Origin of the sequence: Pseudolabrys taiwanensis (assembly GCF_003367395.1) — a bacterium.
GTDB lineage: Bacteria > Pseudomonadota > Alphaproteobacteria > Rhizobiales > Xanthobacteraceae > Pseudolabrys > Pseudolabrys taiwanensis.
This window is the reverse complement of record NZ_CP031417.1, coordinates 5,146,960-5,173,410: the sequence shown is the minus strand read 5'-3', so window position 1 is coordinate 5,173,410 and position 26,451 is coordinate 5,146,960. Positions and strand designations below refer to the sequence as shown.

At 65.3% G+C, this 26,451-nt stretch carries 27 protein-coding genes and 1 tRNA gene; 16 read left to right on the top strand and 12 right to left on the bottom strand.

Annotation, left to right across the window (positions count from 1 at the left end; genetic code table 11):
- Positions 1-86 precede the first annotated feature (86 nt).
- The 3 genes from DW352_RS24660 to DW352_RS24650 all read right to left on the bottom strand — a co-directional run bounded on the left by DW352_RS24660 (position 87) and on the right by DW352_RS24650 (position 3,495).
- The gene (locus tag DW352_RS24660; protein ID WP_162827180.1) at positions 87-422 is read right to left on the bottom strand and encodes a cupredoxin domain-containing protein; all 336 of its coding nucleotides are present in this window, start codon (positions 420-422) and stop codon (positions 87-89) included.
- Between the two features lie 221 nt (positions 423-643).
- Positions 644-2,371, bottom strand: a complete 1,728-nt coding sequence (gene araD / locus DW352_RS24655; RefSeq protein WP_115693812.1) for an L-arabinonate dehydratase — start codon at positions 2,369-2,371, stop codon at positions 644-646.
- A gap of 146 nt (positions 2,372-2,517) precedes the next feature.
- The gene (locus DW352_RS24650) at positions 2,518-3,495 is read right to left on the bottom strand and encodes a Bug family tripartite tricarboxylate transporter substrate binding protein (protein ID WP_115693811.1); all 978 of its coding nucleotides are present in this window, start codon (positions 3,493-3,495) and stop codon (positions 2,518-2,520) included.
- A gap of 201 nt (positions 3,496-3,696) precedes the next feature.
- Between DW352_RS24650 and DW352_RS24645 the strand changes: the two genes are divergently transcribed.
- Both DW352_RS24645 and DW352_RS24640 read left to right on the top strand, forming a co-directional pair.
- Positions 3,697-4,617, top strand: coding sequence for an SPFH domain-containing protein (locus DW352_RS24645; RefSeq protein WP_115693810.1), 921 nt, complete (start codon positions 3,697-3,699; stop codon positions 4,615-4,617).
- On the top strand, positions 4,614-5,072 hold the full coding sequence (locus DW352_RS24640; RefSeq protein ID WP_115693809.1) for an NfeD family protein: 459 nt from the start codon (positions 4,614-4,616) through the stop codon (positions 5,070-5,072). The genes DW352_RS24645 and DW352_RS24640 overlap by 4 nt, the downstream gene beginning before the upstream one ends.
- A gap of 58 nt (positions 5,073-5,130) precedes the next feature.
- Here the strand turns inward: DW352_RS24640 and DW352_RS24635 are convergent.
- Positions 5,131-5,207: transfer RNA gene (locus DW352_RS24635), tRNA-Pro, on the bottom strand.
- A gap of 59 nt (positions 5,208-5,266) precedes the next feature.
- Between DW352_RS24635 and DW352_RS24630 the strand changes: the two genes are divergently transcribed.
- The 3 genes from DW352_RS24630 to DW352_RS24620 are packed head-to-tail and all read left to right on the top strand — an operon-like array spanning position 5,267 to position 8,137.
- Positions 5,267-6,241 (top strand): L-threonylcarbamoyladenylate synthase, encoded by a 975-nt coding sequence (locus DW352_RS24630; RefSeq protein ID WP_115693808.1) that lies wholly within the window; start codon positions 5,267-5,269, stop codon positions 6,239-6,241.
- A gap of 31 nt (positions 6,242-6,272) precedes the next feature.
- The gene (locus DW352_RS24625) at positions 6,273-7,697 is read left to right on the top strand and encodes an FAD-binding oxidoreductase (protein ID WP_115693807.1); all 1,425 of its coding nucleotides are present in this window, start codon (positions 6,273-6,275) and stop codon (positions 7,695-7,697) included.
- Positions 7,694-8,137 (top strand): GNAT family acetyltransferase, encoded by a 444-nt coding sequence (locus DW352_RS24620; protein ID WP_115693806.1) that lies wholly within the window; start codon positions 7,694-7,696, stop codon positions 8,135-8,137. The genes DW352_RS24625 and DW352_RS24620 overlap by 4 nt, the downstream gene beginning before the upstream one ends.
- 3 nt (positions 8,138-8,140) lie before the next feature.
- Here the strand turns inward: DW352_RS24620 and DW352_RS24615 are convergent, their stop codons facing one another.
- The gene (locus DW352_RS24615; RefSeq protein WP_245434239.1) at positions 8,141-8,866 is read right to left on the bottom strand and encodes an SOS response-associated peptidase; all 726 of its coding nucleotides are present in this window, start codon (positions 8,864-8,866) and stop codon (positions 8,141-8,143) included.
- A 186-nt stretch (positions 8,867-9,052) separates the two neighbouring features.
- On the opposite strand from DW352_RS24615, the gene DW352_RS24610 reads away from it, so the two are divergent.
- The 4 genes from DW352_RS24610 to DW352_RS24595 all read left to right on the top strand — a co-directional run bounded on the left by DW352_RS24610 (position 9,053) and on the right by DW352_RS24595 (position 10,756).
- Positions 9,053-9,484: a hypothetical protein gene (locus tag DW352_RS24610; RefSeq protein WP_245434238.1), complete on the top strand. Its 432-nt coding sequence runs from the start codon at positions 9,053-9,055 to the stop codon at positions 9,482-9,484.
- Position 9,485: 1 nt separating this feature from the next.
- A complete protein-coding gene (locus DW352_RS24605) occupies positions 9,486-9,929 on the top strand; it encodes an NUDIX hydrolase (RefSeq protein ID WP_115693804.1) in 444 nt (147 codons plus the stop codon).
- A 70-nt stretch (positions 9,930-9,999) separates the two neighbouring features.
- Positions 10,000-10,371 carry a TIGR02301 family protein gene (locus DW352_RS24600; RefSeq protein WP_115693803.1) on the top strand — a complete coding sequence of 124 codons (372 nt, stop codon included), beginning with the start codon at positions 10,000-10,002 and terminating at the stop codon, positions 10,369-10,371.
- 118 nt (positions 10,372-10,489) lie between these two features.
- On the top strand, positions 10,490-10,756 hold the full coding sequence (locus DW352_RS24595) for a hypothetical protein (RefSeq protein WP_115693802.1): 267 nt from the start codon (positions 10,490-10,492) through the stop codon (positions 10,754-10,756).
- Between the two features lie 9 nt (positions 10,757-10,765).
- Here DW352_RS24595 and DW352_RS24590 read toward each other — a convergent pair whose 3' ends face one another.
- Together DW352_RS24590 and DW352_RS24585 are read right to left on the bottom strand one after the other, a co-directional pair.
- The gene (locus tag DW352_RS24590) at positions 10,766-11,380 is read right to left on the bottom strand and encodes a response regulator transcription factor (RefSeq protein ID WP_162827178.1); all 615 of its coding nucleotides are present in this window, start codon (positions 11,378-11,380) and stop codon (positions 10,766-10,768) included.
- A 323-nt stretch (positions 11,381-11,703) separates the two neighbouring features.
- Positions 11,704-13,038 (bottom strand): dihydroorotase, encoded by a 1,335-nt coding sequence (locus DW352_RS24585; protein WP_115693800.1) that lies wholly within the window; start codon positions 13,036-13,038, stop codon positions 11,704-11,706.
- 100 nt (positions 13,039-13,138) lie between these two features.
- On the opposite strand from DW352_RS24585, the gene ygfZ reads away from it, so the two are divergent.
- The 6 genes from ygfZ to DW352_RS24555 all read left to right on the top strand — a co-directional run bounded on the left by ygfZ (position 13,139) and on the right by DW352_RS24555 (position 19,062).
- Positions 13,139-14,029 (top strand): CAF17-like 4Fe-4S cluster assembly/insertion protein YgfZ, encoded by an 891-nt coding sequence (gene ygfZ, locus DW352_RS24580; RefSeq protein ID WP_115693799.1) that lies wholly within the window; start codon positions 13,139-13,141, stop codon positions 14,027-14,029.
- Positions 13,999-14,634, top strand: coding sequence for a DNA-3-methyladenine glycosylase I (locus DW352_RS24575; protein WP_115693798.1), 636 nt, complete (start codon positions 13,999-14,001; stop codon positions 14,632-14,634). Before ygfZ ends, DW352_RS24575 begins: the two co-directional genes overlap by 31 nt.
- Positions 14,631-15,269 (top strand): YfbR-like 5'-deoxynucleotidase, encoded by a 639-nt coding sequence (locus DW352_RS24570; RefSeq protein ID WP_115693797.1) that lies wholly within the window; start codon positions 14,631-14,633, stop codon positions 15,267-15,269. The genes DW352_RS24575 and DW352_RS24570 overlap by 4 nt, the downstream gene beginning before the upstream one ends.
- Before the next feature lie 43 nt (positions 15,270-15,312).
- On the top strand, positions 15,313-15,819 hold the full coding sequence (locus tag DW352_RS24565; protein ID WP_115693796.1) for a tyrosine phosphatase family protein: 507 nt from the start codon (positions 15,313-15,315) through the stop codon (positions 15,817-15,819).
- Positions 15,820-15,913: 94 nt separating this feature from the next.
- Complete coding sequence (locus DW352_RS24560; protein WP_115693795.1) at positions 15,914-18,583, top strand: DUF2339 domain-containing protein; 2,670 nt, start codon at positions 15,914-15,916, stop codon at positions 18,581-18,583.
- Entirely contained in the window at positions 18,580-19,062 is a 483-nt protein-coding gene (locus DW352_RS24555; RefSeq protein ID WP_115693794.1) for a PaaI family thioesterase, read from the top strand. The genes DW352_RS24560 and DW352_RS24555 overlap by 4 nt, the downstream gene beginning before the upstream one ends.
- Before the next feature lie 14 nt (positions 19,063-19,076).
- Here DW352_RS24555 and DW352_RS24550 read toward each other — a convergent pair whose 3' ends face one another.
- The 5 genes from DW352_RS24550 to DW352_RS24530 all read right to left on the bottom strand — a co-directional run bounded on the left by DW352_RS24550 (position 19,077) and on the right by DW352_RS24530 (position 24,778).
- On the bottom strand, positions 19,077-20,240 hold the full coding sequence (locus tag DW352_RS24550) for a hypothetical protein (RefSeq protein WP_115693793.1): 1,164 nt from the start codon (positions 20,238-20,240) through the stop codon (positions 19,077-19,079).
- A gap of 144 nt (positions 20,241-20,384) precedes the next feature.
- Positions 20,385-20,858: a hypothetical protein gene (locus DW352_RS24545; RefSeq protein WP_162827177.1), complete on the bottom strand. Its 474-nt coding sequence runs from the start codon at positions 20,856-20,858 to the stop codon at positions 20,385-20,387.
- A 96-nt stretch (positions 20,859-20,954) separates the two neighbouring features.
- Positions 20,955-21,941 (bottom strand): acrylyl-CoA reductase (NADPH), encoded by a 987-nt coding sequence (gene acuI / locus DW352_RS24540; RefSeq protein ID WP_115693791.1) that lies wholly within the window; start codon positions 21,939-21,941, stop codon positions 20,955-20,957.
- 94 nt (positions 21,942-22,035) lie between these two features.
- Positions 22,036-23,286 (bottom strand): MFS transporter, encoded by a 1,251-nt coding sequence (locus DW352_RS24535; protein WP_115693790.1) that lies wholly within the window; start codon positions 23,284-23,286, stop codon positions 22,036-22,038.
- A gap of 151 nt (positions 23,287-23,437) precedes the next feature.
- Positions 23,438-24,778 carry a cell wall hydrolase gene (locus tag DW352_RS24530; protein WP_115693789.1) on the bottom strand — a complete coding sequence of 447 codons (1,341 nt, stop codon included), beginning with the start codon at positions 24,776-24,778 and terminating at the stop codon, positions 23,438-23,440.
- Between the two features lie 208 nt (positions 24,779-24,986).
- Between DW352_RS24530 and DW352_RS27525 the strand changes: the two genes are divergently transcribed.
- Positions 24,987-26,339 carry a PAS-domain containing protein gene (locus DW352_RS27525; RefSeq protein ID WP_115693788.1) on the top strand — a complete coding sequence of 451 codons (1,353 nt, stop codon included), beginning with the start codon at positions 24,987-24,989 and terminating at the stop codon, positions 26,337-26,339.
- Positions 26,340-26,451 lie beyond the last annotated feature (112 nt).

Below are 26,451 nucleotides of genomic sequence, written 5' to 3'. Positions count from 1 at the left end.
CCCGCACCGTCAGGTTCCTTTTGCGTCATTTGTAGGCAAGATCGGCGCTTAACCCGCCGCACGCAATATTCTAATCGAGCAATATCTTAGTCGAGAATGAGCACGCCTTGAGGCGAACCGTGCATCACGTCGACGAAGGTGTAGCGACCGCGTGGCAAGGCCGCGACGTCGATCGTCACACTGGTGTTCGGCGAGACGATGCGGTCGACACGCAACCCTGCGCTCGCGAATTCGATGGGGTTGGCGTCGAGATTGGTCACCTTCAGCGTGAACGGCGCATCGGCCGTCGCCCGCAACTGCGTCGGCGCGAACTGGCGGCTCTGCACGACGATGCCGAGCGCCTGCTGCGCAGGCGCCACGGCCGGGAACAGCATGGTCCCCAACAGCGCGATTGTCGGCAGGATGGCTTGCCTCAGGCGCATGACCCGCACTCCGCTTTCGACGCGCCGATAGAACCGAAGCGGCAAGGCGAGATCATGGCCGGCGAGTGTCCGTTTCCGAAGTTCACTTTGCTTTGCAGTTGGCTCTGAAGCGAACTTCGGAAACGGGACACCAGTACCCTATTTGATCTTGTGTGGCTTTGGTTCCGAAGTCCGCATCTCTAACTCGCGGCGAGAATGATGCGGACTTCAGAACCGCCGCACTAGTGAATCTCCGGCTCGGCGATCGGCGCCGTGCCCTCCAGGAAATCGAAATCGCAGCCCTCGTCGGCCTGGCCGATGTGCATGGAGTAGATGGCGCCATAGCCGCGCGGGTAGCGCGGCGCCGGCTGCTGCCACGCCGCCCTGCGGCGCGCCAGCTCCTCGTCGCTGACATGCAGATGGATGCGGCGCGCCTCGACATCGACCTCGATCTCGTCGCCGGTCTGCACGAAAGCGAGCGGCCCGCCGACATAGCTCTCCGGCGCGACGTGAAGAATGCAGGCGCCGTAGCTGGTGCCGCTCATGCGGGCGTCGGAGATGCGCACCATGTCGCGCACCCCCTGCTTCACCAGCTTCTTCGGAATCGGCAGCATGCCCCATTCCGGCATGCCGGGGCCGCCCTTCGGGCCGCTGTTCTTCAAGACGAGAATGTGGTCGGCCGTGACGTCTAGATCGTCGCGCTCCACCTCGCGCGCCATCTCGTTGTAGTCCTCGAAGGCGATCACCTTGCCGCGGTGCTTCAACAGCCGCTTCTCGGCCGCCGACGGCTTCATGACGCAGCCACGCGGGGCGAGATTGCCGGTGAGCACGGCGGTCGCGCCCTCGCGCGACACCGGATCGCTCAGCGGATGGATGACGTCCGGCTTGTAGACCTGCGCGCCGGCGATGTTCTCGCCGATCGTCTTGCCGGTGACGGTCAGGCATGTGAGGTCGAGCGTCTCTTTCAGCTCGTTCATCAGCGCACGCAGGCCGCCGGCATAATAGAAGTCTTCCATCAGATAGCCGCCCGAGGGCCGCACATTGGCGAGCACCGGGATCTCGCGCGAGATCTCGTCGAAGCGCTTCATGTCGAATGGCAGGCCGAGTCGCCGCGCCATGGCGACGACGTGGATGATGGCATTGGTCGAACCGCCCATCGCCATGTGCACGCGGATGGCATTGTCGAAAGCGGCCGGCGTCATGATCTTCTGCGGGGTGAGATCTTCCCACACCATGTCGACGATGCGGCGGCCGGAGGCCGAACACATGCGCGGATGCGCGCTGTCGGCGGCGGGTATCGACGAGGCGCCCGGCAGCGACAGGCCGACGGCTTCGGCGATCGCCATCATAGTGGCGGCGGTGCCCATCACCATGCAGGTGCCGAAGGACCGCGCAATGCCGCCTTCGAGCTCGGCCCAGTCGTCCTCGCTGATGCGGCCGGCGCGCTTCTCGTCCCAATATTTCCAGGCGTCCGAGCCCGAACCCATCTCCTGCCCGCGCCAGTTGCCGTTGAGCTGCGGCCCCGCCGGCACATAGATCGCCGGAATACCCATCGAGATCGCGCCCATGATCAGCGCCGGCGTGGACTTGTCGCAGCCACCTAACAGCACGGCGCCATCGATCGGATGGCTGCGCAACAGCTCCTCGGCCTCCATCGCCAGGAGATTGCGATAGAGCATAGTCGAGGGCTTCACGAAGGGCTCGGACAACGACATCGCCGGCAGTTCGACCGGGAAGCCGCCCGCCTGCAGCACGCCGCGTTTCACATCCTCGGCGCGGGCGCGCAGATGCGTGTGGCAGAAGTTGATGTCGCTCCAGGTATTGATGATGCCGATGACCGGCTTGCCGGTCCAATCCTCGGCATTGAAGCCGCCCTGGCGCAGCCGGGCACGGTGGCCGAACGAGCGTAGATCGCTGGCGCCAAGCCAACGATGGCTGCGCAAATCCTCCGGACGTCTCTTGTTGTTCATGTCGAAGTGTATTCCCGTAGTCAGTTCGTCCCCGCGTGCGCAAGTCGGCTACGACCGACTTGCGGCGGGGACCCGGCGAGACGATTCAATTTGATAGGACCTGCTGGATTCCCGCTTCCGCGGGAATGAGCGTTGGTTGGGGCCGATCACTCGACCGACAGGTTGGCGGCGTGAACCACCTTCTCCCATTTGGCCGTTTCGGACGCAATTACTTTGCCGAACTCTTCGGGCGAGCCGGCGAGCGGCAGGCCGCCCAAATCGGCAAGCTTCTTCAGGATGGCCGGGTCCTTCAGCCCTTCGTTCACCTGCTTGTTGATGACGGCGATGACCTCCTTCGGCGTGTCCTTCGGCGCGCCGAGACCGAAGAAGGCGCTGGCCTCATAGCCCGGCACGGTGTCGCCGACGGTCGGCACGTCCGGCAGTTCCGGCGAACGCACCGCCGTCGTGACGGCGAGCGCGCGCAGCTTGCCCGCCTTGATGTGACCGATCGAAGCCGGGAGATTGTCGAAGGTGACCTGCACCTGACCCGCGAGCAGGTCCGTGAGCATCGGCGCCGAGCCTTTGTAGGGCACGTGCGTCATCTGCAGCCCGGTCATCATCTTGAACAGTTCGCCCGACAGATGAATCGACGTGCCGTTGCCGGACGAAGCGATGTTCACCTTGCCGGGATTGGCTTTCACATAGGCGATGAACTCCGCGACCGTCTTCGCCGGTATGGACGGATGCACCTCCATCACATTCGGCACGCGGATGAAGCCGGCGACCGGCGCAATGTCGCGGATGAAATTGAAGTTGAGCTTCTTGTACAGCGAGGCGTTCACCGCATTCGCCGGATTGACCAGGATCAGCGTGTAACCGTCCGGCGCCGCCCGCACCACCGCTTCTGTGCCAAGATTATTGCCGGCGCCGGCGCGGTTCTCGATGACGAATTGCTGCCCGAGCTTCTCCGACAGATAAGCGCCGAAGATGCGCGCCACGATGTCGGTCGCGCCGCCCGGCGGATAACCGACGATGATGCGCACCGGACGGCTCGGGTAGTCGGCGGCGCCGGCCGAGGCGGCCGCGCAGGTCAGGCATAAGCAGGAAAAGAATAGACGAGCGAAAACGGTCGCGATCCGTGACATCGGCGTTATTCCTCCAGGAAGCGGCCGGCTGCTCCCGGCCTGATCGTTGTTTGGTTGTAAAAGTACGCGGCTACGCCCGGTCCGCACAAGAGGGACGTCACAAACAGGTGCCAGAAAGCCCGGCGGGATCGCCGCGCCGGGACGCGAGCTTGGCGTCCATCCGGGGCAAGACTAACATGCCCGCAACACCGGGGGCCTTATATGGAAGCGCTTACGTTTCTGATCGCATTAGTCGTCCTGACGATCGCCGTCATTGCCGCGGGGGTGAAAACCGTGCCGCAGGGCTTTCAGTGGACGGTCGAGCGATTTGGCCGTTATCGGACGACGCTCCTGCCGGGCCTCAATCTGATCGTGCCGTTCATCGACCAGGTCGGCCACAAGATGAACGTGCAGGAAACCGTGCTCGACGTTCCGAGCCAGTCGGTCATCACCAAGGACAACGCCTCCGTCACCGTCGATGGCATCGTCTTCTATCAGGTGCTCACGGCGGCGAAGGCCGCCTATGAGGTGCAGAACCTGCACGCGGCGATCACCAATCTCACCATGACGAACATCCGCACCGCCATCGGCGCGCTCGATCTCGACGAGACGCTTTCCAAGCGTGACGAGATCAACGATCGCCTGCTGCACGTGCTCGATGCCGCGACGCAGCCCTGGGGCACGAAGATCACGCGCGTCGAGCTCAAGGACATCCGGCCGCCGGACAATGTGGTGGCGTCGATGTCGATGCAGCTCACCGCCGAGCGCGAAAAGCGTGCCTCGATATTGCAGGCCGAAGGCGTCAAGCAGGCGGCGATCCTGCGCGCCGAGGGCGAGAAGCAGTCGCAGATCCTGGCCGCCGAAGGTCGCTTGGCCGCCGCCAACCGCGACGCGGAAGCGCGCGAGCGTCTCGCCGCCGCCGAGGCGGAGGCGACCAAGGCCGTCTCCAATGCCGTGCAGAACGGCAACGTGCAGGCGCTCAATTATTTCGTCGCGCAGAAATACGTCGATGCGCTCAACCAGATCGGCCATTCGCCGAACGTGAAGCTGATGCTCATGCCGATGGAGATGACGAGCGTCGTCAGCGCGGTCGCCGGCATCGCCGAACTGACCAAGAACGCGACCACCGCGGATAAATCATGAGCTTCCCGATCGCGTTCACGCCTTGGGCCTGGGCCATCGCCGCCGTGGTGGTCGGCTTTCTGGAGCTGCACGTCCCGGGGGCATATCTGATCTGGATCGCCTGCGCGGCGGCGATCACGGCGGCGGTGACCTTCGCGGTCGACCTGTCTTACGCGGGCCAGTTGCTGACCTTCGTCATCGCCTGCGCGCTGTCCTGCGGCGGCGGCTACTTTATCTACCGGCGGGCGATGGCGCGCCGCCACGCCGAGCCGCCGCTCAACCGCCGCGACCTCGATCTGGTCGGCGCGGTGGGAACCGCGGCGGAGGCGTTCACCGGCGGCCACGGGCGGGCGCGGATCGGCGACAGCGTCTGGCTGGCCGAGGCGAAGAGCGACATACCGGCCGGCGCGCCGCTGGTGGTGAAGGCGGTTCGGGGCACGGTGCTAGTGGTCGAGGGGGCCGCGACCCGGCGATAGCGGGACGCCCCACGTAAGGGCCGGCCGATCGGGACTGAAGGGGAAATCGGCCTAAAAATGGTCGGAGTGGCAGGATTTGAACCTGCGACCCCCACGTCCCGAACGTGGTGCGCTACCAGACTGCGCTACACTCCGACTGGTGGCGGGTCTTATAACCCCCGGGCCTCTAAACGCAAGTGCGAGAACACAGATCGATGACTGCCGAGCTGGGAACGCGGGTCCTCAAGGCCGACCGAGACGGAATCGCGGCCGCCGCCCGCTGCCTGCAGGCCGGGGGGCTGGTCGCCTTCCCGACCGAGACCGTCTATGGGCTCGGCGCCGACGCCGCCAATGGCGAGGCCGTGGCCCGGCTCTACGCCGCCAAGGGCCGGCCGGCCTTCAACCCGCTGATCGCCCATGTCGCCGACGTTGCCGCCGCCCGGCGGCTTGCGGTGTTCGACGCCGCGGCGGAGGCCCTGGCGGCCGCCTTCTGGCCCGGACCGGTGACCCTAGTCCTGCCGAAGCGGCCGGATTGCCCGGTCTCCGATCTGGCCCTCGCCGGCCTCGACAGCGTCGCCCTGCGGGTGCCCGACCATCCGGTGGCGCATGCCCTGCTCACGGCCTTCGCCGGCCCGGTGGTGGCGCCCTCGGCCAACCGCTCCGGCCACGTCTCGCCGACCACCGCCGCGCATGTGCTGAGCGACCTGCGCGGGCGCATCGACCTGGTCATCGACGGCGGCGCCTCCGGCGTCGGCGTCGAATCCACCATCGTCTCCTGCCTCGGCGAGCCGACGTTGTTGCGGCCGGGTGGCCTGCCCCGCGCCGAGATCGAGCGCGTGCTCGGACGGCCGCTGGCGGCGGCCGCCGTACCGACCGACGACGAGGCGCCGGTCGCTCCGGGCATGTTGAGTTCGCACTACGCGCCGAAAGCGCGGCTGCGTTTGAATGCCGATGGCGTCGAGGCCGGGGAAGTATTGCTTGCCTTCGGCCCGCCGCTCGCTCACGCCGGAGCCATGCTCAATCTCTCGCCTGGCGGCGACCTGATCGAGGCGGCCGCCAATCTGTTCTCGCATCTGCGCGCGCTCGATGCTTCCGGGGCGAGGAACATCGCGGTAATGACAATCCCACACGACGGCTTAGGCGAAGCGATCAACGACCGCCTCGCCCGCGCCGCCGCACCGCGGCCATGATCGCGACCGCGCACGTACAGGGAATGCCGGGATGAACGAACAATTGCGCCGCGCGCCCGCGGCCGGGCTGATGCAACGCTTCGCCGCGATCGTCGGCGATCGCTATGCGGTGACCGATCAAGCGACGCTCGCGCCGCATCTGATCGAGGGCCGTGGGCTCTATCATGGCCACACTTCTATGATGCTGCGGCCGGGCTCGGTCGCGGAAGTGCAGGCGATCTTGAAACTCGCCAACGAAACGAGGACCGCGGTGGTGCCGCAAGGCGGCAACACCGGCCTCGTCGGCGGACAGATTCCGCTCGAGGGGGAGATCATTTTATCGCTGACGCGCCTCGACAAGATCCGCGCGGTGGATCCCGACTCCAACGCGATGACCTGCGAAAGCGGCGTCGTGCTGCAGAAGGCGCAGGAAGCGGCCGCCAGCGTCGATCGCCTGTTTCCGCTCTCGCTCGGCGCCGAGGGAAGCTGCACCATCGGCGGCAATCTTTCGACCAATGCCGGCGGCACCGGCGCGCTCGCTTACGGCGTCGCGCGCGATCTCATGCTTGGCGTCGAGGTAGTGTTGGCCGACGGCCGGCTGATGAATCTTCTGTCGAAGCTGAAGAAGAACAACACCGGTTACGACTTGCGCCATCTCTTCGTCGGCGCGGAAGGCACGCTCGGCATCATCACCGCCGCGACGTTGAAGATGTTTCCGCGTCCGCGCGCGGTGGAAACTGCGTTCATCGGCCTTTCCTCGCCAGCAGCCGCCGTGAAGCTTTTGAATCTTGCGCAGGCGCGCGCCGGCGGTACGGTGACGAGCTTCGAACTGATCGTGCGCGGCGTGCTCGACTTCGCCATCAAACACGGGCCCGGCGTCCGCGATCCGCTCGGCATGCGCCATCCGTGGTACGTGCTGATGGAGATCTCGTCGCAGAACGCGGAAGGTCTGCGCGACAGCGTCGAGCAATTGCTGGAAGCGGCGGCGGAAGAAGACCTGATCGAAGACGCGACGCTCGCTGCGAGCCTCGATCAAACCAAGGCGTTCTGGCATCTGCGCCACATGCTGCCGGAGGTGCAGAAGCCGGAGGGCGGCTCGATCAAGCACGACGTGTCGGTGCCGGTCGCCGCCGTGCCCGCATTTCTGGAAGATGCGATGACGGCGGTCAAAGAATTCATCCCCGGCTGCCGGCCGGTGCCTTTCGGTCATCTCGGCGACGGCAACATGCATTTCAACGTCAGCCAGCCGGTCGGCGCCGACAAGGATGCCTATCTCGCGCGTTGGGCGGAGATGAACGCTGTCGTCGACAAGATCGTGCTCAAATACGACGGCTCGATCTCGGCCGAGCACGGCATCGGCATGCTCAAGCGCGCGTCGCTGCCGAAGGTGAAGGATCCGGTCGCGATCGAGCTGATGCGCGGCGTCAAGCAGATGCTCGATCCGAACGGCATCCTCAATCCGGGCAAGGTGCTGTGAGCAAGCCGGCGTTGTCTTTCGCCGACGCGACCGATGACGACGTCGACGCGATCGTGGCGCTGTGGACGCGCTGCGGCCTGACGCGTCCCTGGAACGATCCGCATGCCGATATCGCGCTGGCGCGGCGCGGCCCGAACGCGGCGGTTCTCGTCGCGCGCGACGGACAGGATATCGTCGCATCCGTCATGGTCGGTCACGACGGCCATCGCGGCTGGTTCTATTACCTGTCGGTCGATCCGGCGCACCAAGGCTGCGGTTTCGGCCGCGCCATTACCCACGCTGCCGAGCAGTGGCTCGCCGCGCGCGGCGTTCAGAAGGCGATGTTGCTGGTGCGCGCGGACAATACGGCCGTGCACGATTTCTATCGCGCGCTCGGCTATACCGACCAGCCGCGCACCGTCTTTGCCAAATGGCTCGACGGACGTGACCCGACGCCGTAGTCGCTAGAACAACATCCCCTGCCCGTCGTCGCCCTGCGTGGGCTTGGCGCGCGGTGCGCGCGCCTTCGCGGGAGCCGCCACGGCCGGCGCGTCGGTGGGCTTGAACAGCTCGAGCAGTTTGGGATTGTCGTTGGCGGTGCGGTTGACCGCCACCGACACCGGATAGGCTTCGAGCAGATCGTCGGATGCGGGGGCGATGAGCACGCTCGCGGTCTCATCGTCGACATGCATGGTGTCGAGCCACAGATCGAACGCCTCGGGCGGCACGATGACCGGCATCCGGTCGTGGATCGGTTCGAGCGTCTGGTTCGGCTTGGTGGTGACGATCAATGCCGTCTCCATCTCCTCCCCGTTCGGCCCCATCCAGTTTTCCCACAGGCCGGCGAAGGCAAGCGGCTTGCCCGATTTCGCCCGCACGTAGAAAGGCTGCTTCGGGCCGGAGCCGCGCGCCTGCCATTCGTAGAAACCATCGGCCGGAATGAGGCAGCGGCGGTACTTCATGGCGGAACGGAACGCCGGCTTGTCGCGGACGGACTCGCCGCGCGCGTTCACGAGCACCGAGAAGGCGTTCGGGTCCTTGACCCAGGACGGCACCAGGCCCCAGCGCACCAGGACGAAATGCCGCTTGCCATCCACAAGCCGCACGATCGGAATCGGCTGCGTCGGTGCGATATTGAACCGGGCCGGAAAATCGGGATGCTCTTCGTAACCGAAGAGGGCCCGGAGCACTTCCGGCGCAGATGTGAGAGTATACCGTCCACACATTCCGGTTGAACCCGGGCTTGAATACACTTTGACCGGCCAAGCCGATACTGCCCGCGCCGGAGGCGGGCGACATCCATGCCATATCAGGATTGCAACGCCCCGACGCAACCGGAGGAGACGACATGCACCGATTCTTCGGTGCGGCGGCTCGTGGAGGCCAACATCAATCCGGCGACGGGGCTCGCGACCGACTACCTCAATCATTTTTACGAAGCCATCATGCTGCTCGAGCTCCTGCCGAGCTGCCCCGATTGCCGCGACGATATCCTGGCGTGGCGCCCCATGAGCTACCGCGAGCATTTCGCCGCGTCGGCGTTCAGCGACCGCGCGCTGGCCATCGCGGCCTACGAAACCGTTGACGCCGCCCTGCGCACCCGGCTGGAGGAACTGGCCACCGATATGGGCGCCCTGGTCGCGGAGATTCACACCGTGCTGCAGGCTAATCCGGCGCCTGGCGCCAGCGACCAACTTGCCGTCTACACCGCCGCGCAACTCCGGCCGCTCGCCGCGCAGGCGGCGGCGCTCATCAATGGCAGCACCGAGGCGCCGCAGGCGGTGATCGACGGGCTGATGAACACCTGACATGACCGACGAACGCCTCTACCCGCAGCGCCCGTTCCTGGCGGTAAGCGCCGCAATCATCCGCGATGGCAAAGTCCTGGTGGTACGCCGCGCCCGCAAACCGGCGCTCGCGATCTACACGCTGCCGGGCGGCGTGGTCGAAACCGGTGAGACACTGGCCGAGGCCGTCACACGCGAAATACGCGAAGAGACGGCGCTGGCGATCGAACCGGTCGCCCTGGCCGGCCATCGCGAAGTCATCGTCCGCGATCCGGACGGACGCGCGCAACGCCATTTCGTCGTCCTCTCCTTCGCGGCGCGCTGGCTTGCCGGCGAGCCCGTGCTCAACGACGAACTCGACGATGCGCGCTGGCTCGCACCCGCGGACCTTGCCAGCCTCGAGACCACCGAAGGGCTTGCGGAAATCGTCGCCGCGGCGGTCATCCTTGCCGGCAAGACGGACTGAGGCCGCCGCCTTGCAGACGCCACAGGACCGGCGCATATCTTCGGCCACCAGCGGGGGTTCAAAAGGCTTCGTGACTCGGCTTCTCACCATCGGCGCCGTTCTCCTCTGCCTCGCGGGGACCGCACGGGCGCAGGAAGCCACCGCGCCTTTCGATGCCGACCTGCAACGGCTGGCCGAGATCCTCGGCGCGCTGCACTACCTGCGTGGGGTGTGCGGCGCCAACGAGGGCCAAAAATGGCGAAACGAGATGCAGGCTCTCATCGACGCCGAAGCGCCCAGCGGCGAGCGCCGGCGCAAGATCGTGGCGAGTTTCAATCGCGGCTACCGGGGTTTTCAACAGACCTATCGGACCTGCACCCCCGCCGCCGATCTCGCCATTCGCCGCTATCTCGATGAAGGCGCTCGAATCTCTCGCGAGATCACGGCGCGTTACGCCAATTGAACCGCCGGTGTTAACCCTTTCTTTATCCGGCGCTGTGGCTCAGTCCTTCGCGTGCTAACGTTCGAATCGTTGGGACGGCGTCCACAAATGGACTGCCGGGTACGAAGGCCGAATTGCAATGACGACGACGAGCGGGACGATGCACGAGCGTGAGCCTGTGCCGGAGCACGAGCAGAAGCGCGTGGCGCTGGGCTACCTTCACGAGGCATGGGCGGAAGCCAAGCTCGACGGCATCGACGGCGACTGCCTGGCGCAGGCCTGCCTGTTCGCCGCTCTCGCCGAATTCGTCGGCACCTATGGCGAAGAGGCTGCCGCGACCTTCGCCGAAGGATTGGGCGCCCGCATCCGCAACGGCGAGTTCTCGCTCGACCAGGCCCGGCAATAGCCGCCAGCGTCAGGCGGTCGCGCTGCCGGCCAAGTGGACGCAATAATAGCGTTCGAGCACACCGTCGATGTCGGCCGGATAGAACGGCTTCTTGAGAAAGTCGACCACGCCTTCCTTGTAGGCGCGCTCGGCCAGCGCATGGTCCACCGTCGACGTCATCATCACCACGGCCACGTCCGGGTTCTCGCGTCTGATCTCCGACAACGTCTCGAGGCCATTGAAGCCGGGCATGTTGTAGTCGAGAAAGACCAGACCGAACTTGCCGTTCTTGAGCGCATCGAGCGCCGTGGCGCCCTCGGCCGCCTCATGAACATCCAGCGCGAACAGGCTGGCTGACAGGATTTTGCGCACAATACGACGCATCGTACTCGAATCGTCGACGATCAGCACACGTGTCGGCACCTTGGTGCGAATACAGATTTCGGCGAGACGCCGCGCATCGGCCACGGTTTTCGGCTTCGCCAGCATGCCGTTGATGCCTTTGATGCGCGTCGCGCCGCGCGCCGCGGTGACGAAAACCACAGGCGCAGGCTGCGCGAGCCGTGCCGTCTTCACGACTGCCGTCTTCACCGGATCCGACAGCGCGCTGTCGAGCACGCAAATATCGATTTGGCGCGCGGCCAAAGTCGCAGCCGCAGTGTCCGGATCTTGTCCGAAAAAATCGACCGGCACAGAGGCGAAACCGGCGCCCTGACGCCATAATTCCAAATCAGAGGGCTCCGCCGCTATAACAAGCATGCGGAGCGAAACGAGGTCGCCACCCATATAGTCCTGCCCCCCAGCGTCCCAGCCGATGCCCCACGGACGCAACACGCCAGTTCGCGTGATCGTCCGACGAAGCGCGTTTCAGTGTCGGGAAACATTCGGCGGGTGGCCGCGCGAGAAAATTTCGTTCCTCGACGGCGGCGGCAAGTTGCCACAAACAAGTGGGGACGCCAACTATTCCGTCAGTTCGCGAGCGTCTCGAGAAAACGCACGCGTTCGCCGCGGCTTGGTGCGGTCACGTCACCTTCCCACATCACTTGGTGACCGCGCACGAAGGTACCGATCGGCCAGCCGGTAACGCTGACGCCATCGTACGGCGTCCAGCCGGCGTGCGAGGCAATCCACTTGTTGGTGATGGTTTCGCGCCGCTTCATATCGACCACGGTCACATCGGCGTCGTAACCGGCGGCAATCCGGCCCTTGTTGGCGATACCGAAAATACGCGCGGGACCGGCGCTGGTGAGATCGACAAACCGCTGCAATGTCAGGCGACCGGCATTGACGTGATCGAGCATCAGCGGCACCAAAGTCTGCACGCCCGGCATGCCGGAATGCGTCTTGGGATAAGGGTGCGACTTTTCCTCGACCGTGTGCGGGGAATGATCGGAACCGAGACTGTCGATCACGCCTTGCTGCAAACCGTGCCATAGGCCCGCCTGATGAACCGCATCGCGTATCGGTGGATTGAGCTGGGCGCGCGTACCGAGCCGCTCATAGCAGTCGGGCGCGAACAAGCTCAGATGCGCGGGCGTCGCTTCGGCCGTGGCGACGTCCTTATGCGCGGCAAGGAATTCGGCTTCGTCCTTGCTGGTCACATGCAGCACGTGCACGCGCTTGCCGGTCTCGCGCGCCAGCGTGATCAGCCGCTGCGTGCACATCAGTGCGGCAGTCGCGTCGCGCCAGATCGGATGTGAGCGCGGATCGTTCTCGACACGCAAGTCCATGCGCTCACGCAGACGATACTCGTCTTCTGAGTGGAAGGCAGCGCGTCGGTGGATCGCGTTGAGCACGGCGCGCACGCCGTCGTCGTCCTCGATCAAGAGCGACCCGGTGGACGAGCCCATGAACACCTTGACGCCGCACACGCCCGGAAGCCGCTCGAGTTCGGCGAGATCTTTAGTGTTCTCGCGCGTCGCACCGACATAAAAGGCGAAGTCGCAATGCATGCGGTGATGCGCGCGCGTGACCTTGTCGGCGACCGCGGCGGCATCGGTTGTCGTCGGATCGGTGTTCGGCATTTCGAACACGGCAGTAACGCCGCCGAGCACGGCGCCGCGCGAGCCCGATTCCAGATCCTCCTTATGGGTTAGACCCGGCTCGCGGAAATGCACGTGGGTATCCATGACGCCGGGCAGGACATGCAGGCCGCCGCAGTCGACGGTCTCGCGGGCCGAGGCGCGCGACAGATCGCCGAGCGCCGCAATCTTGCCGCCGCGGATGCCGACATCGCGGACACCCTCGCCGTCCTGATTGACCACGGTGCCGCCCTTGAGGATCAGATCGTAGGTATCTGCCATTTTGGAGCCCGGAACTTGAGGTTTTCCCGACAGCGCTTACGTTTCGGCGCAAGTTCTGGCAAGAGATTTGGGTCCCTCGAGGGGTAGGTCTTTAGAAACGATGCAGACAGCGCTCCTTCCCGACCGCGGCGTGGTCAAAGTTGTCGGCGACGCCGCCCGGACGTTCCTGAACGGGCTCCTCACCAACGACATCGACAAGGTTGCACCCGGGAACCCGCGCTTCGCCGCGCTACTGACGCCGCAGGGCAAAATCATCGTCGATTTCATCGTGACCGAAGCACCGGCCGAGGACGGCGGCGGCTTCTTCTTGGACGTACCCAAGGCCCTGGCGCCCGAGCTGGTGACCAAGCTCAACTTCTACAAGCTGCGGGCCAAGGTGATCGCCGAAGACCTGTCGGCGGTGCTCGGCGTCATGGCGGTCTGGGACGGCCAGGGCGACACCGAGTACGGCCTCTGCTATCCCGACCCGCGCCTGCCGGCGCTGGGCACCCGCATCATGCTGCCGCCGCATCTCGCGGCCGAAGCCGCCGCCGATCTCGGCGCGACGCTCGTCGATGCCGAGGCTTACGACGCCCATCGCATCGCGCTCGGCATCCCGCGCGGCGGCCACGATTTCATCTATGGCGACACCTTTCCGCACGAAGCGGACATGGACCAGCTTCATGGTGTCGACTTCCACAAAGGCTGTTATGTCGGACAGGAAGTCGTGTCGCGCGTCGAGCATCGCGCCACGGCGCGCAGCCGCGTGGTGCCGGTCGCCTATGACGAATTCTCGCCGGTTCCCGGCCTGCCGGTGATGGCCGGCGAGAAACAGATCGGCCAACTCGGTTCGATGGCGAAAGGGCGCGGCCTCGCACTGTTGCGGCTTGACCGCATCGAGGATGCGCTGAAGTCTGGCACGCCGCTGACCGCCGGCGGCATTGCAATCCGCGCGCTGAAGCCGGAATGGGGGACGTTTACATGGCCGGGCGAAGCGAAAGCCACGGAGTGATCACCAAGCCAATCGTCAGCGACAATCTCGTCCGCTGCGCCTGGCCCGGCCAGGACCCGCTCTATGTCGCCTATCACGACGAAGAATGGGGCGTGCCGGAATACGACGATCGCGCGCTGTACGAGAAGCTGATGCTCGACGGCTTTCAGGCCGGCCTCTCCTGGATCACCATTCTGCGCAAGCGCCACAACTTCCGCAAAGCCTTCGATGGTTTCGAACCTGAAAAGATCGCGCGCTATAAGCCGGCCAAGGTCGAAAAGCTGATGCACGACGCCGGCATCGTGCGCAACCGCGCCAAGATCGAAGGCGCAATTCTGTCCGCGCGCTCTTATCTCGACATCATGGAGAAGGGTCCCAGCTTCTCGGCGCTGCTGTGGGATTTCGTCGACGGCAAGCCGAAGGAGAACCGCTTCGCGACGTCCAAACAGATTCCGGCGGAGACCGACATCTCGCGCAAGATGTCGAAAGAGCTGATCGGCCGCGGCTTCAAGTTCGTCGGCCCAACCATCGTCTATGCGTTCATGCAGGCCGTCGGCATGGTCAACGATCATCTCGTGACCTGCCATCGCCACGCGGCCTGCGCCAAGCTCGCCAAGAAGCGATGACGAACGCGCCCGCCAAAACGCCTGCTGCCAAGGCCGCCGCTGTCAAAAGCGCGCGCGTCTGGCAGCGCATGCTGTCGGGGCGCCGGCTCGATCTGCTCGACCCCTCGCCACTCGACGTCGAGCTCGACGACATCGCACACGGTTTGGCACGCGTCGCGCGCTGGAACGGCCAGACCAAAGGCGCGCATATCTTTTCGGTGGCGCAGCATTCGCTGCTGGTCGAAGCGCTGGCGCGGGCCAAGACGCCGCGCCTCGACGTCAAAGGCCGGCTTGCCGTCCTGCTGCACGACGCGCCGGAGTATGTCGTCGGCGACATGATCTCGCCGTTCAAGGTCGTCATCGGCGACAGCTACAAAGCCGTCGAGAAGCGTTTGCTCGCCGCCATTCATCTGCGTTTCGGCCTGCAGGCGAAATTGCCGGAGACGCTGACCAAGCTGATCAAGGACGCGGACCGCCAGGCGGCCTACCTCGAAGCGACGCGGCTCGCCGGTTTTGCCGACGAGGAAGCGCGCAAATTCTTCGGCGCACCGCCGAAGTTCTCCGCGGCGCTGGAGCGGGATTATCTGACGCCCTGGTCGGCGAGCACCGCCAAGAACAATTTCATCGAGCGTTTCGAGAAGCTGTTGCGCGCGTGACCCGCGTCACAGATATGACTCAAGGGCGAGCTAGATCGACGCCATGATCCACGTCTGCTCTCTCGCACGCCTGCACGCGACGGTCGCCGAAACCAAGGCCCGTCACGTCGTCACGCTGCTGCGCCTGGTCGAGCGCGTCGAGCGGCCGGCCGTCATCGCGCCGGAAAATCATCTGATCCTCGCCGTCGACGACATCGTCGCGGAAGCCGAGGGGTACGCCGCGCCGGGCAAAGAGCACGTGCGGCGGCTGATCGATTTCGTCGGCACCTGGGACCGCGGCGCGCCGATGGTGGTCCATTGCTTCGCCGGCATCAGCCGCTCCACCGCCGGCGCTTTCGTCGCTGCCTGTGCGCTCAATCCCGGCCGCGACGAGTTGCAGATCGCGCAGGCGATCCGGCGCGCGTCGCACACCGCGCAGCCGAACGCGCGCATCGTCGCCATCGCCGACGACATGCTCGGGCGCAACGGCCGTATGATCCGCGCGGTCGAACACATCGGCCCGGGACAAGCGGCGATCGAAGGCGTGCCGTTCAAGCTCGACATCGTCTAACGAACGTTTCCCACATCGCGCACCGCGCGGCCTATCGCGCGAAGCCCAAGCCAAATACCATGCGCCCTGCGTCAAAAGTCCGGGGGCGGATGACATGGAAATCGTGCTGCTGGTGCTGCTGGTCTTGGCCTTTCCGGTCATTGCCATTGTCGCACTCGTGATGACGCTCAATGCGCGCGAGGAAGTCCGCGCCCTGCAGCGCCGCGTTGCCGCGCTCGAAGCAGCCGGACCGGCTGCCGCCGCACCGGCGACCGCGACACCGGTCGAACCCGTCGTCGTCGCGGAGCCGGCGCCAGCCATCGAAGAGGTAAGGCCGGAGCCGCCGGCCGCCCCGCAGCCCGCGCCTGCGCCACCCGTCGTTGCGCCCGCACGCGCCACGGCCACGCTGGAAGAGAGATTCGGCACGCAGTGGGTGGTGTGGGTCGGCGGCATTGCGCTTGCGCTTGGTGGTATCTTTCTCGTGCGCTATTCGATCGAGGAAGGTCTGCTCGGCCCTGGCGTGCGCATCTTCCTCGCGGCGCTGTTCGCGGCCGCCTTGATCGCGGCCGGCGAATGGACACGGCGCCACGAAGCGGCCCGCAACATCAGCGCCATCCCGTCCCGGCATATCCCGAGCATCTTGACCGCGGCCGGCACCGTTGCGGCTTACGCCACCGTCTACGCCGCCTTCGCGCTTTACAACTTTCTGTCGCCGGCCGCCGCCTTCATCCTGCTCGGCATCGTCGCGCTGGCAACGCTCGCCGCAGCGCTGCTGCATGGGCCCGCCCTTGCCGGATTGGGGCTTGCCGGCGCATTTCTCACGCCGGCCTTGGTGGCCTCCGACGAACCGAGCTACTGGGCGCTCTATCTTTACCTGACCGTCGTCACTGCCGCGGCATTCGCGCTCGCGCGGATGCGGCTGTGGCGATGGCTCGCTATCACCGCAGTCGTGCTCGGATTTCTCTGGACGCTGGTTGGCATCGATTATCCCGAGGTCGAAGCGCTCGGCGCGCATCTGTTCTTCGCCGTCGCCGGCTTCGCCCTCGCCGCCGTATTGATTGTGTCCGGCCTCTCTCTTGGCCCCGCCGCCGCAACCGATGAAATCGATCCAATCTCGTCCGGCGCCATCGGCGCTTATCTGCTCGCCGCGGCGCTACTCGTGCTCGGCAGCTCGCACGCGCCGAGCGCGCTCGTCGTATTCACGCTGCTTACCGCGACGACGATCGCCATCACCTGGCGCGCGCCGGCCGCACTCTATGCCCTACCGGGTGCCGCCATCGTGACGATCGTCGTGATGCTGCACTGGGCGGCGCCGGCGCTCTTGGAATCGCTGGTGTTGCCGGGCGGGGTGACCGCCGGCGCGGTTCCTGAACCGGCAACCGGCTCGGGCCGGCATCTCGCGCTCGGCGCCCTCTTCGCGATCATGTTCGGCGCATCCGGCTTCGCCGCGCAGGACCGCAGCAAAAGCACGCGCGCCGCGCTGTTCTGGAGCGTCAGCGCGGTGATCACGCCGATCGCGATTCTGATCGCGCTCTATTTGCGCATCGCCGAATTCGACCGCTCGATCCCCTTCGCGGGGGGAGCACTGCTGCTCGCCGCGTTGTTCGGCTACGCCACCGATCTCTTGAGCAAGCGCGCGCCGCGTGCGGGTCTTGTCGCTTCGGAAGCCGTGTTCGCGGCCGGCGCGGTCGCGTCACTCGCTTTGACGCTGACATTCGCGCTCGACAAAGGCTGGCTCACCGTTGGCCTGGCGCTCATGGTGCCCGGCATCGCCTGGATTTCACGCGAACGGCCGCTGCCGGCCTTGCGCTATCTCGCCGCGGCGGTGATCGTGCTCGTATTGCTGCGCATTGCCTACGAGCCGCGCATCGTCGGCGACGACATCGGCACCACGCCTCTATTCAACTGGCTGCTCTATGGTTACGGTGTGCCGGCAGCCTCGTTTTGGACCGCGGGCTATCTGCTGCGCCAGCGCGCCGACGACATTCCCGCGCGCATGGCGGATTCCGCGGCGATCCTTTTCACGGTGCTGCTCGCCTTCCTCGAAATTCGCCATTACATGAACAACGGTGACGTCTTCCACGACTCCACCGCGTTGGCGGAAGTGGCGCTGCAGATCTGCACCGGTCTCGCCATGGCCATCGGCCTCGAGCGCCTGCGCGGCCGCACCGACAACATCGTGCACAATGTCGGCGCGCTCATCATCGTGGCGCTCACCTTCGCGGCAATCGTGTTGGGGCCCGGACTGTTCCTCAATCCGATGATGACCGACATGCCGGTCGGCAGCGGCGTGTTCTTCAACCTGATCCTGCTCGCCTACGGCATTCCGGCGATCCTCGCCGCCGTCCTGGCGCTGATGGCGCGCACGACACGGCCGATCGCCTATCGCGCCGTCGCGGCGGCAACCGCCGTCGCGCTGTCGATCGGCTATCTCAGCCTCGAAGTACGCGCACTTTATCACGGCCCCGAGCTCTGGCGCGGCGTGACGACCGACCTCGAGCAGTACACCTACTCCGCGGTGTGGCTCATCTTCGGCGTCGTGCTGCTGATCGCCGGCCTGCTCATGCGCTCACAACCGGCGCGGCTCGCCTCCGCCGCGGTGATCGCGCTCACCGTCGCCAAGGTCTTTCTGGCCGATATGGCCGATCTCACCGGCATCTTCCGAGCGCTCTCCTTTATCGGACTTGGTGTGGTACTGGTCGCCATCGGCTGGCTCTATCAACGGCTTCTGTTTCCGGCGCGCGCGACGGCGCCGCCGGACACCACACCACAGGCACCTGCATGAGCAATCGCGACTATCGGTACGGCGTCGTTTCCGAGGACGTGCTGAAATCCTACGACGGTCTCAGCTTCCTCAAGGGCATCGTCGAAGGCACGCTGCCACAACCGCCGATCGGCGAGACACTCGGCTTCCATTTGATCGAGGTGGCGCACGGCCGCGCCGTGTTCGAAGGCTTGCCGGCGCTGCGACACTACAATCCGATCGGCTCGGTGCATGGCGGCTTCGCTGCGACGCTGCTCGATTCCGCGCTCGGCTGCGCCATCTTCTCGACCATCAGCAAGGGTGACACCTGGACCACCCTGGAACTGAAGTTCAATCTGGTACGGCCGCTGACCAAGGATACCGGGCCGGTGCGCGCCGAGGGCCGCCTCGTCCATCGCGGACGCACCGTTGCCACGTCGGAGGGCGACGTGCGTGACGCGGGCGGCAAGCTCTTCGCCCACGCCACCACCACCTGCATGATTTTCCCGGCGAAAAGCTGACTAAGAGGCGGCGGCTAACGGCCGCCCTCGGCGTGTTCGCCATCCGCGTTCACAGCGGCGTGGATGAATTTTCCGATCAGTTCGGAGCCGCGCTTGTTGAAGTGGACGACATCGATATAGATGTCGTCCTTGCCTTCGAAGAGGTGCGTGGCGTCGAGAACTTTGTCGCCGGCATGCCGAAAGATGTAGGCGTAGCCTCTCTTGTAGACGGCGTCATCCGCGAGAAACGACTTGAGATGCTCGCTCGCCGCCGTGCTGGCGGCTTTGGTCGGCGCCGCTTCGAGGAGCGCCACCGGCTGAATGACGAAGATGCATTTGATCTTGTAGGCTTCGCAGATCGTCTGCGTGTAGTCGCGCATCTTCACATAATAGGCGGCTGCCGCGTCGACGCCGGCCGGATCGATCGTGTCGCGCGCAACGCGCGCCGAGTTGATGAAACCGGTCTTGAGCGCAAGCAGCTGCAGGATCCGGCTCTGCTCGACCACCTTGTCACGAAAAAAGCGCGGTAAGTTCTGGATGCGGTCCTGAACGCCGGCAGTCCAATAGAAATCGTCCTCCGGCGCGCCGCCGAGGCGGACGGAATTGAACTCGTTGAAGCCGTCGAGGAACACGACATAGGTCGGATGCAGCTCGACCACCTCGTGCAAGAGGCGGATCAGCATGTTCGAATGCCGCGCGCCGGACTCAGCGAGGTTGAGGCTCGCAAACGCGGTGTCGTTGCCGAACGCGTAGCTGTCGATCGTCGTCAGATAATTGGCGGCCTGATTGTTCTCCATCGCCGAGCCGCCCATCAGAACGACCGACTTCGGATATGCGGCGAACAGCTTGCGCGCGCAGTCCTTGTCGAGCTTCTTGCTGGCGAAACCGAAGCGCGGGTCCCAGTTCAGACCGGCCCGCACGGCAATACATTCGCCGCCCTGGCGGGCCGTGAAATGCGGCAGGTCCCGGCGTAGCTCTTCGCTGGTGTAAACGGCCGGATTGCGCGGTTCGACAGCCTGATCGGACGGCTGCGCCGCGCCGAAATCCGACAGCCGCCGAAAAGCATATTCGGCGCCCACAGCCAGGACCGCCAGCAAAACAATAGACAGCATGGCCGCCACGATCTTGACGGCCGGACGGTAGGCCCTCGGTTCGCGGCCGTGCGTCGGCCGGACCTCGTCTGAACGATCGGCAGCCATGACGGATGCTGTGTCACCAACCTGGCGAGACGCGCACTTGCACAATATGATTGAGAGACAAAGCCGCTACACGTCAAGCACGAAGACGGCCCTGGTGGCTGTCCTCAGGCCGCGAACCGCGGAAAAGCGACGTGGGAGGGTCTCTTACCGCTCGGCGGTGACCGACGGACGCAGGCCCAACGGCTCGTGGCTGCTGCTGCTGTTGTTATTGGCGGTACGTGCAACGGCCGGACGGCCGTGGTGGCGCGTGAACTCGCAATAGGCGAAGCCCAAGCCCGAGATCGCACCACGGAAGCTGTTGGCGTCGAGGCGCGTCAGCGTGAAGCACGGCTCGAGCGGCATGCCGCGCAGCGAGGCGCAAACCGACTCGCCCTTCACGCGCAGGGTGTTCGGCGGCAGGTGCGCATAACGCATCTCACCGCGGCCCTGAAACTGGATGGAGCCGACGACCGAGCCGTCGGCGAGCACACGGCCGGTGCCGCGCGTGCCTTCGAAGCAGGTGTAGTTGAACATCTTGCCGATCACGAAGCGGCGCGCATCTTCCGCGCTCATATCTTCGCCGGCCAGGGCCGGAGCGGCAGCCAGAACGCCTAGCAGCAACGCAACCCCACGCAACATCCGCTCACTCCACCTGACGCACACCGGTTACCGACGGCGATTGCAAATAAGTCTAGCGCATTATGATCGGCGTTTGTCGCCAAATCCTGAACGCGTTTACCCTATTTTGACCACGATCCGGCCTCTCACCTCGCCTTTGACGATGGCAGCGGCCGCATCGGACAGATCGGAAAGGCCGATTTCCCGGGTCATCGTGGCCAGTTTTTGGCGGTCGAGGCCGGTTTCCAGCCTTTTCCAAGCTTCCTTCCGCCGTTCCAGCGGACACATCACCGAGTCGATGCCGTAAAGACACACCCCGCGCAAAATGAAGGGCGCGACCGATCCCGGCAGGTCCATGCCGCCGGCTAATCCACAAGCCGCTACCGCGCCGCCATAGCGCGTCATCGACAGAAGGTTGGCCAGCATCGTCGAGCCGACCGAATCAATGCCGCCCGCCCAGCGCTCTTTCGCCAGGGGCTTCACCGGACCGCTGAGATCGGCCCGCGGCACGATCTCCGTGGCGCCGAGCTCCTTGAGGTAATCGGCCTCCTGCGGCCGTCCGGTGACCGCATGCACCGTGAAACCGCGCTTGGCGAGGATCGCCATGGCGACGGAACCGACGCCACCCGCGGCGCCCGTGACGGCGACAGGGCCTCTATCCGGCGTCAGTCCGTGCTTCTCAAGCGCCATCACCGCAAGCATGGCCGTGTAGCCGGCCGTACCGATGGCCATGGCCTCGCGCGCGTTCATCGTCGCCGGCAACGGCACCAGCCAGTCGCCTTTGACCCGCGCCTTCTCGGCGTAGGCGCCGAGATGGGTCTCGCCGAGCCCCCAACCATTGAGGATGACCTTGTCGTCGGCCTTCCAGGCGGGATGGTTCGACGTCTCGACCGTCCCCGCGAAATCGATGCCGGCAATCATCGGGAAGCGGCGCACCACCGGCGCCTTGCCGGTGATGGCGAGACCGTCTTTGTAATTCAGCGTGGAGTATTCGACACGGACGGTAACATCGCCGTCCATCAGATTCGCTTCGTCGAAGGTGGTCAGCGCCGCCTTGGTCGCGCCGTCCGCCTTGTCGATGACCATCGCCTTGAATGTCGTCACGTCGCGCTCCCGTCCCGGTCTCGTTGAGGAAGGGTTTTAAAGACGTGGCAGCGTTGGACAAGCCCGGCGCGCACGGTTCGCGCCTGCGGAACGCTTACGCGGGCGCCATCGCGGCACGGTCGACCGGCTTTTCGATGATCGGCAGGTTGATCAGCGCCGACAACACGCCGAACAGCACCGACAGCCACCACACCGCATTGTAGGAACCGGTGTGCTCGAAGGCGATGCCGCCGAGCCAGACGCCGAGGAAGCCGCCGACCTGGTGGCTGAAGAAGGCGAAGCCGAACAGCATCGCCAGCCAGCGTGTGCCGAACATTACCGCGACCAGCGCCGAGGTCGGCGGCACGGTCGAGAGCCACAACAAGCCGGTGACGGCGCCGAAGACCAACGTCGCCGCTGGGCTTGCCGGCAACAGAATGAAGACTGCCGTCGACAGCGCGCGGCCGAGATAAATGAGCGACAGCAAATAACGCTTCGGCATGCGTCCGCTGAGCACGCCCGCGCTCATCGAGCCGACGATGTTGAACAGACCGATGACCGCCAGCGTCCAGCCGCCGACCTCGACCGACAGGCCGCGGTCGATCAGATAAGCCGGCAGATGCACGGTGATGAACGCAAGCTGAAAACCGCAGGTGAAGAAACCGAGCACGAGTAACACGTAGCTGCGGTGACCGAAGGCTTCGCCCAACGCCTGCCGCAGCGATTGCTTTGCGGCAGGCGCCACGCTGGCGCTAGCGCCGCCGCGTCCCGTCGCCAACGCTAACGAGAGCGGCAGAATGAGCAGCGTCGCGCCGGCGAAGATCAGCAGCGCGCTCTGCCAACCGAACTTGTCCATCAAGGCGACGCCGAGGGGCGAATAGAGGAACTGACCGAACGAGCCGGCAGCGGTGCCGCAGCCGAAACCAAGCGACCGCCATTCATCGGGCAACAGCTTGCCGAAGGCGCCGATCACGATCGTGAAGGAGCAGCCCGACAGGCCAAAGCCGATCAGCACACCGGCGGTGAGATCGAGCATGCCCGGCGTCGTGCTCTGCGCCATCAAGGCAAGGCCAAGCGCGTAGGCGATCGCGCCGCCCGCCAGCACGCGCACCGTGCCGTACCGATCGGCGATGCCGCCGGCGAAAGGCTGTCCCACGCCCCACAGCAGATTTTGAATGGCGAGCGCGAGCGCGAAGACATCGCGGCCCCAGCCATTGGCTTGCGACATCGGTGTCAGGAAAAATCCGAGCGCCGAGCGCGGGCCGAACGCCAGCAGCGAAATGATACAGCCGCAAACGATGATCACCATCGGCGTGCGCCAGCCGATCGCCGAGGCCGATTTGCCGGCTGCGTCCTGTACCGCCATAAGTCACCCCGCTCCGAAGGTCCCGTCCGACCGAGACGGATCGATATGCCGCCACAGCGCGGCCAGAAAGTACAAAATAAGGGGGCACCCGCGGCGCCCCAAACAAATATTACAAATGAAAGTCATTCAGGGCGCAAATGAGCGCGCGCCGTCACAGCTTCTTGACTTCCTCGGCGGTCGCCTTGGCATCGCCCCAGGTCGGCTCGTCGGAGCCATCGCCCCAGGCACGCGGACGATAGAAGGTATGCACACCGAGCTTATAGAGCTTCTTCATCTCGTTCACCCAGCTCGGATGTACCCAGTAGGCATGGTAGTGCGTGGACTTGGCCACCTCCGGCATCCACAGCTTGCCGTCCAGCATGTCGCGGGCGATGCGCTTGGCGCGCTCCCACGCCTCGGGCTCGGTGACGATGTCGGGAATGCCGTCGCAGGCGAAGGTGAACTGACAGGCATTGTGCCGGTGGGCATTCTGATAGACGACGTCGCACACCGTCTTCGGATAGAACGGTGAGAACACGCGGTTAAGCACGACTTGCGCCACCGCAATCTGACCGCGCACGGGCTCGCCGCGCGCTTCGAAGTAGACGGCGTTGGCGAGGCATTTTTCGGCCTTGGCGCGTGAGGCACCGGCCAACGCAAGACGCTCCGCCGGCGAATAAGGCCGCTGCGCGGGACCCGTCACCTCGCCTTTGACGACAGTGCTCTCGCCCGCGCTATGGTCGCCATCCTTCGACGGCGTCAGAGCCGATTGCTTGATATCGCGATCGACGGTGCGCGCCGCCATCACCACCGGCGCTTCGCCGGGCGCCCACGGCGCGATCTCGGCGCCGCCATCGGCCATCGGATCGACGCCGAAGAACAGACGCGACGCGCCTTTGGCCGCGCCCGCAGGGGCCACTGGCGTCAGATTGGCCGGCGGCAAATCCGTGTAAGGCAGGTCGATGTCGGGCGCCGTCGGCCCTTCGTCGGGCGTGGCGGCAAACTCGTAGCGGGAATACGGATCGAACCGGGAGTCGTTCGGGTCCTTCTTGAGCCCCGCCTCCGGCACCGTATCCGGCACCGGGTCGATCGCCAGCAGCGGCGGAAGCGGTGGCATTGGCGCGCGCGGACGCGACAGGAACGAGTCGCGCTTGGCCTTGCGGTTGGCGTGCGGGAAACGCAGCGGCGCGGTGCCGTCGCCGAGCTGTTGCGCGCCGATCGAACCGGTGATGTCGCCGGGGTCGAAGTTCGCCAAGGCGTAGATCGGCGGATGCGGAATCCCCGTCCCTACCGGACGCGGCAGACTGAACATGGCCGCGTGAATGGTGCCGAACGGCGAGGCGATCAGATGCTCGCGCGCGCGCTCCGCCACACCCGGCTGATGTGCGATCAACGCGCCAAGATCCTGAAAGGCGATCGTGCGGGGGAACAGCGTGAAGACCAGCGCGGTCAGCCCGACCGAAGCGAGCTTCCGCCGCAGACGATTCTGCGTTTGTCTTTCACGCCCGACCACGCGACACCGCAACGTTCTACACGAACACGTCCGCCCACATCGGGAGGATGCAACCAAATTCGTTATGACCTAATTAACCTTGCGAAGCCGCTAAGAGCGAGCGCGCTCATAAACTAGGCCAATAAAACCTCCCCATTTATTCATTAACTATATTGCAAGCAGTGGCCGTCAAATATTTCAGGCAGTTTTCCCGTTTGCGCGGCCCCGCATGATCGCGTCTCTATTGTCATCCAGTGCCGCGGGCCCCGTCGTGTTCCTCGCCGTCATTGGGCTCGCCGCGCTGGCCGCGGTCGCCGTCGTGCATCGGCGCTACGCCGTGCAGAACCGCCGGCTGCTGAACGCGATCGACAATATGTCGCAAGGCTTGAACATGTTCGATGCGCAGGGGCGCATCTCATTGGTCAACCGTCGCTACATCGACATGTACAAGCTCTCGCCCGACATCGTGAAGCCCGGCTGTACGCTGCGCCAATTGATCGAACACCGTAAAGCGACCGGGCTGTTCTCGGGCGATGTGGACTCCTACGTGCAGCGCATCCTCGACAGCATGAAGCATGGCGAGAGCGCACCGCATTACGTCCAGGCGAGCGACGGCCGCATCGTTCATGTCAAGAACGAACCGCTGCCGGGCGGTGGCTGGGTTTCCACACACGAGGATGTCACCGAGCAGCGCCGCGCCGAACAAGAGCGCGCTGCCATCCGCGACCAGGAGCAACGCCGCGCCATCGTCGAGAGCGCGATCTCTTCCTTCCGGCCCACGGTCGAGCAACTGCTGTCGCGCGTCGGCGACAGCGCCACCGCCATGCGCGCAACCGCCGGCACCCTGCTCGGCTTCTCCGATCAGACATCGCAGCGCGCCGATAGCGCAGTTCACGCCTTCAATGAAGCCTCGACCAACGTGCAGACTGCGGCCATCGCCGCCGACGAGCTGTCGCGCTCGATCGCCGAGATCAGCCGCCAGCTTTCCCGCACCAACAACATCGTCGATCTTGCCACGCAGGAAGCGCGGGCAACGGACCAGGAAATCGCCAGCCTCGCCGACGGCGCGCAAAAGATCGGCGACGTGGTCAAGCTCATCCGCAGCATCGCCGGACAGACCAACCTGCTGGCGCTCAATGCCACCATCGAAGCGGCGCGGGCCGGCGAAGCCGGCAAGGGCTTTGCCGTGGTCGCGGCGGAGGTGAAGTCGCTCGCGGTGCAGACCGCCAAAGCGACCGAAGAGATCGCCAATCACATCCTGGCAGTGCAGACCTCGACCTCGGGCGCGGTGGAAGCGATCCGCCAGATCGCCGCGCGCATGCACGAGATCAACGAGTACACGGCGGCCGTCGCCGCCTCGGTCGAGCAGCAGAACGCGGCGACCGGCGAAATCTCGCACAACGTCACGAGCGCCGCGCAAGGCACCGGCCACGTGGTCGACGTGCTGAGCGAGGTCTCCAACGCAGCGACCGAAACGCGCTCATCGGCCGAAGTCATGCGCGACGCCTCGCAGACGGTGGAAACCGCCGTCGCCAATCTGCGGGTCGAAGTGGAAGACTTCCTCGCCAAGGTGGCGGTGTAGCGGCGGCAGCCCCACCCGCGAAGCCCTCCGTCGCAGAGCTTCATACCCGAGATCGTCGCCCCGCCCGGAACTCCTGGCTTGCCGGTTACGTTGGCGTGGAGAGGAGGTCTCC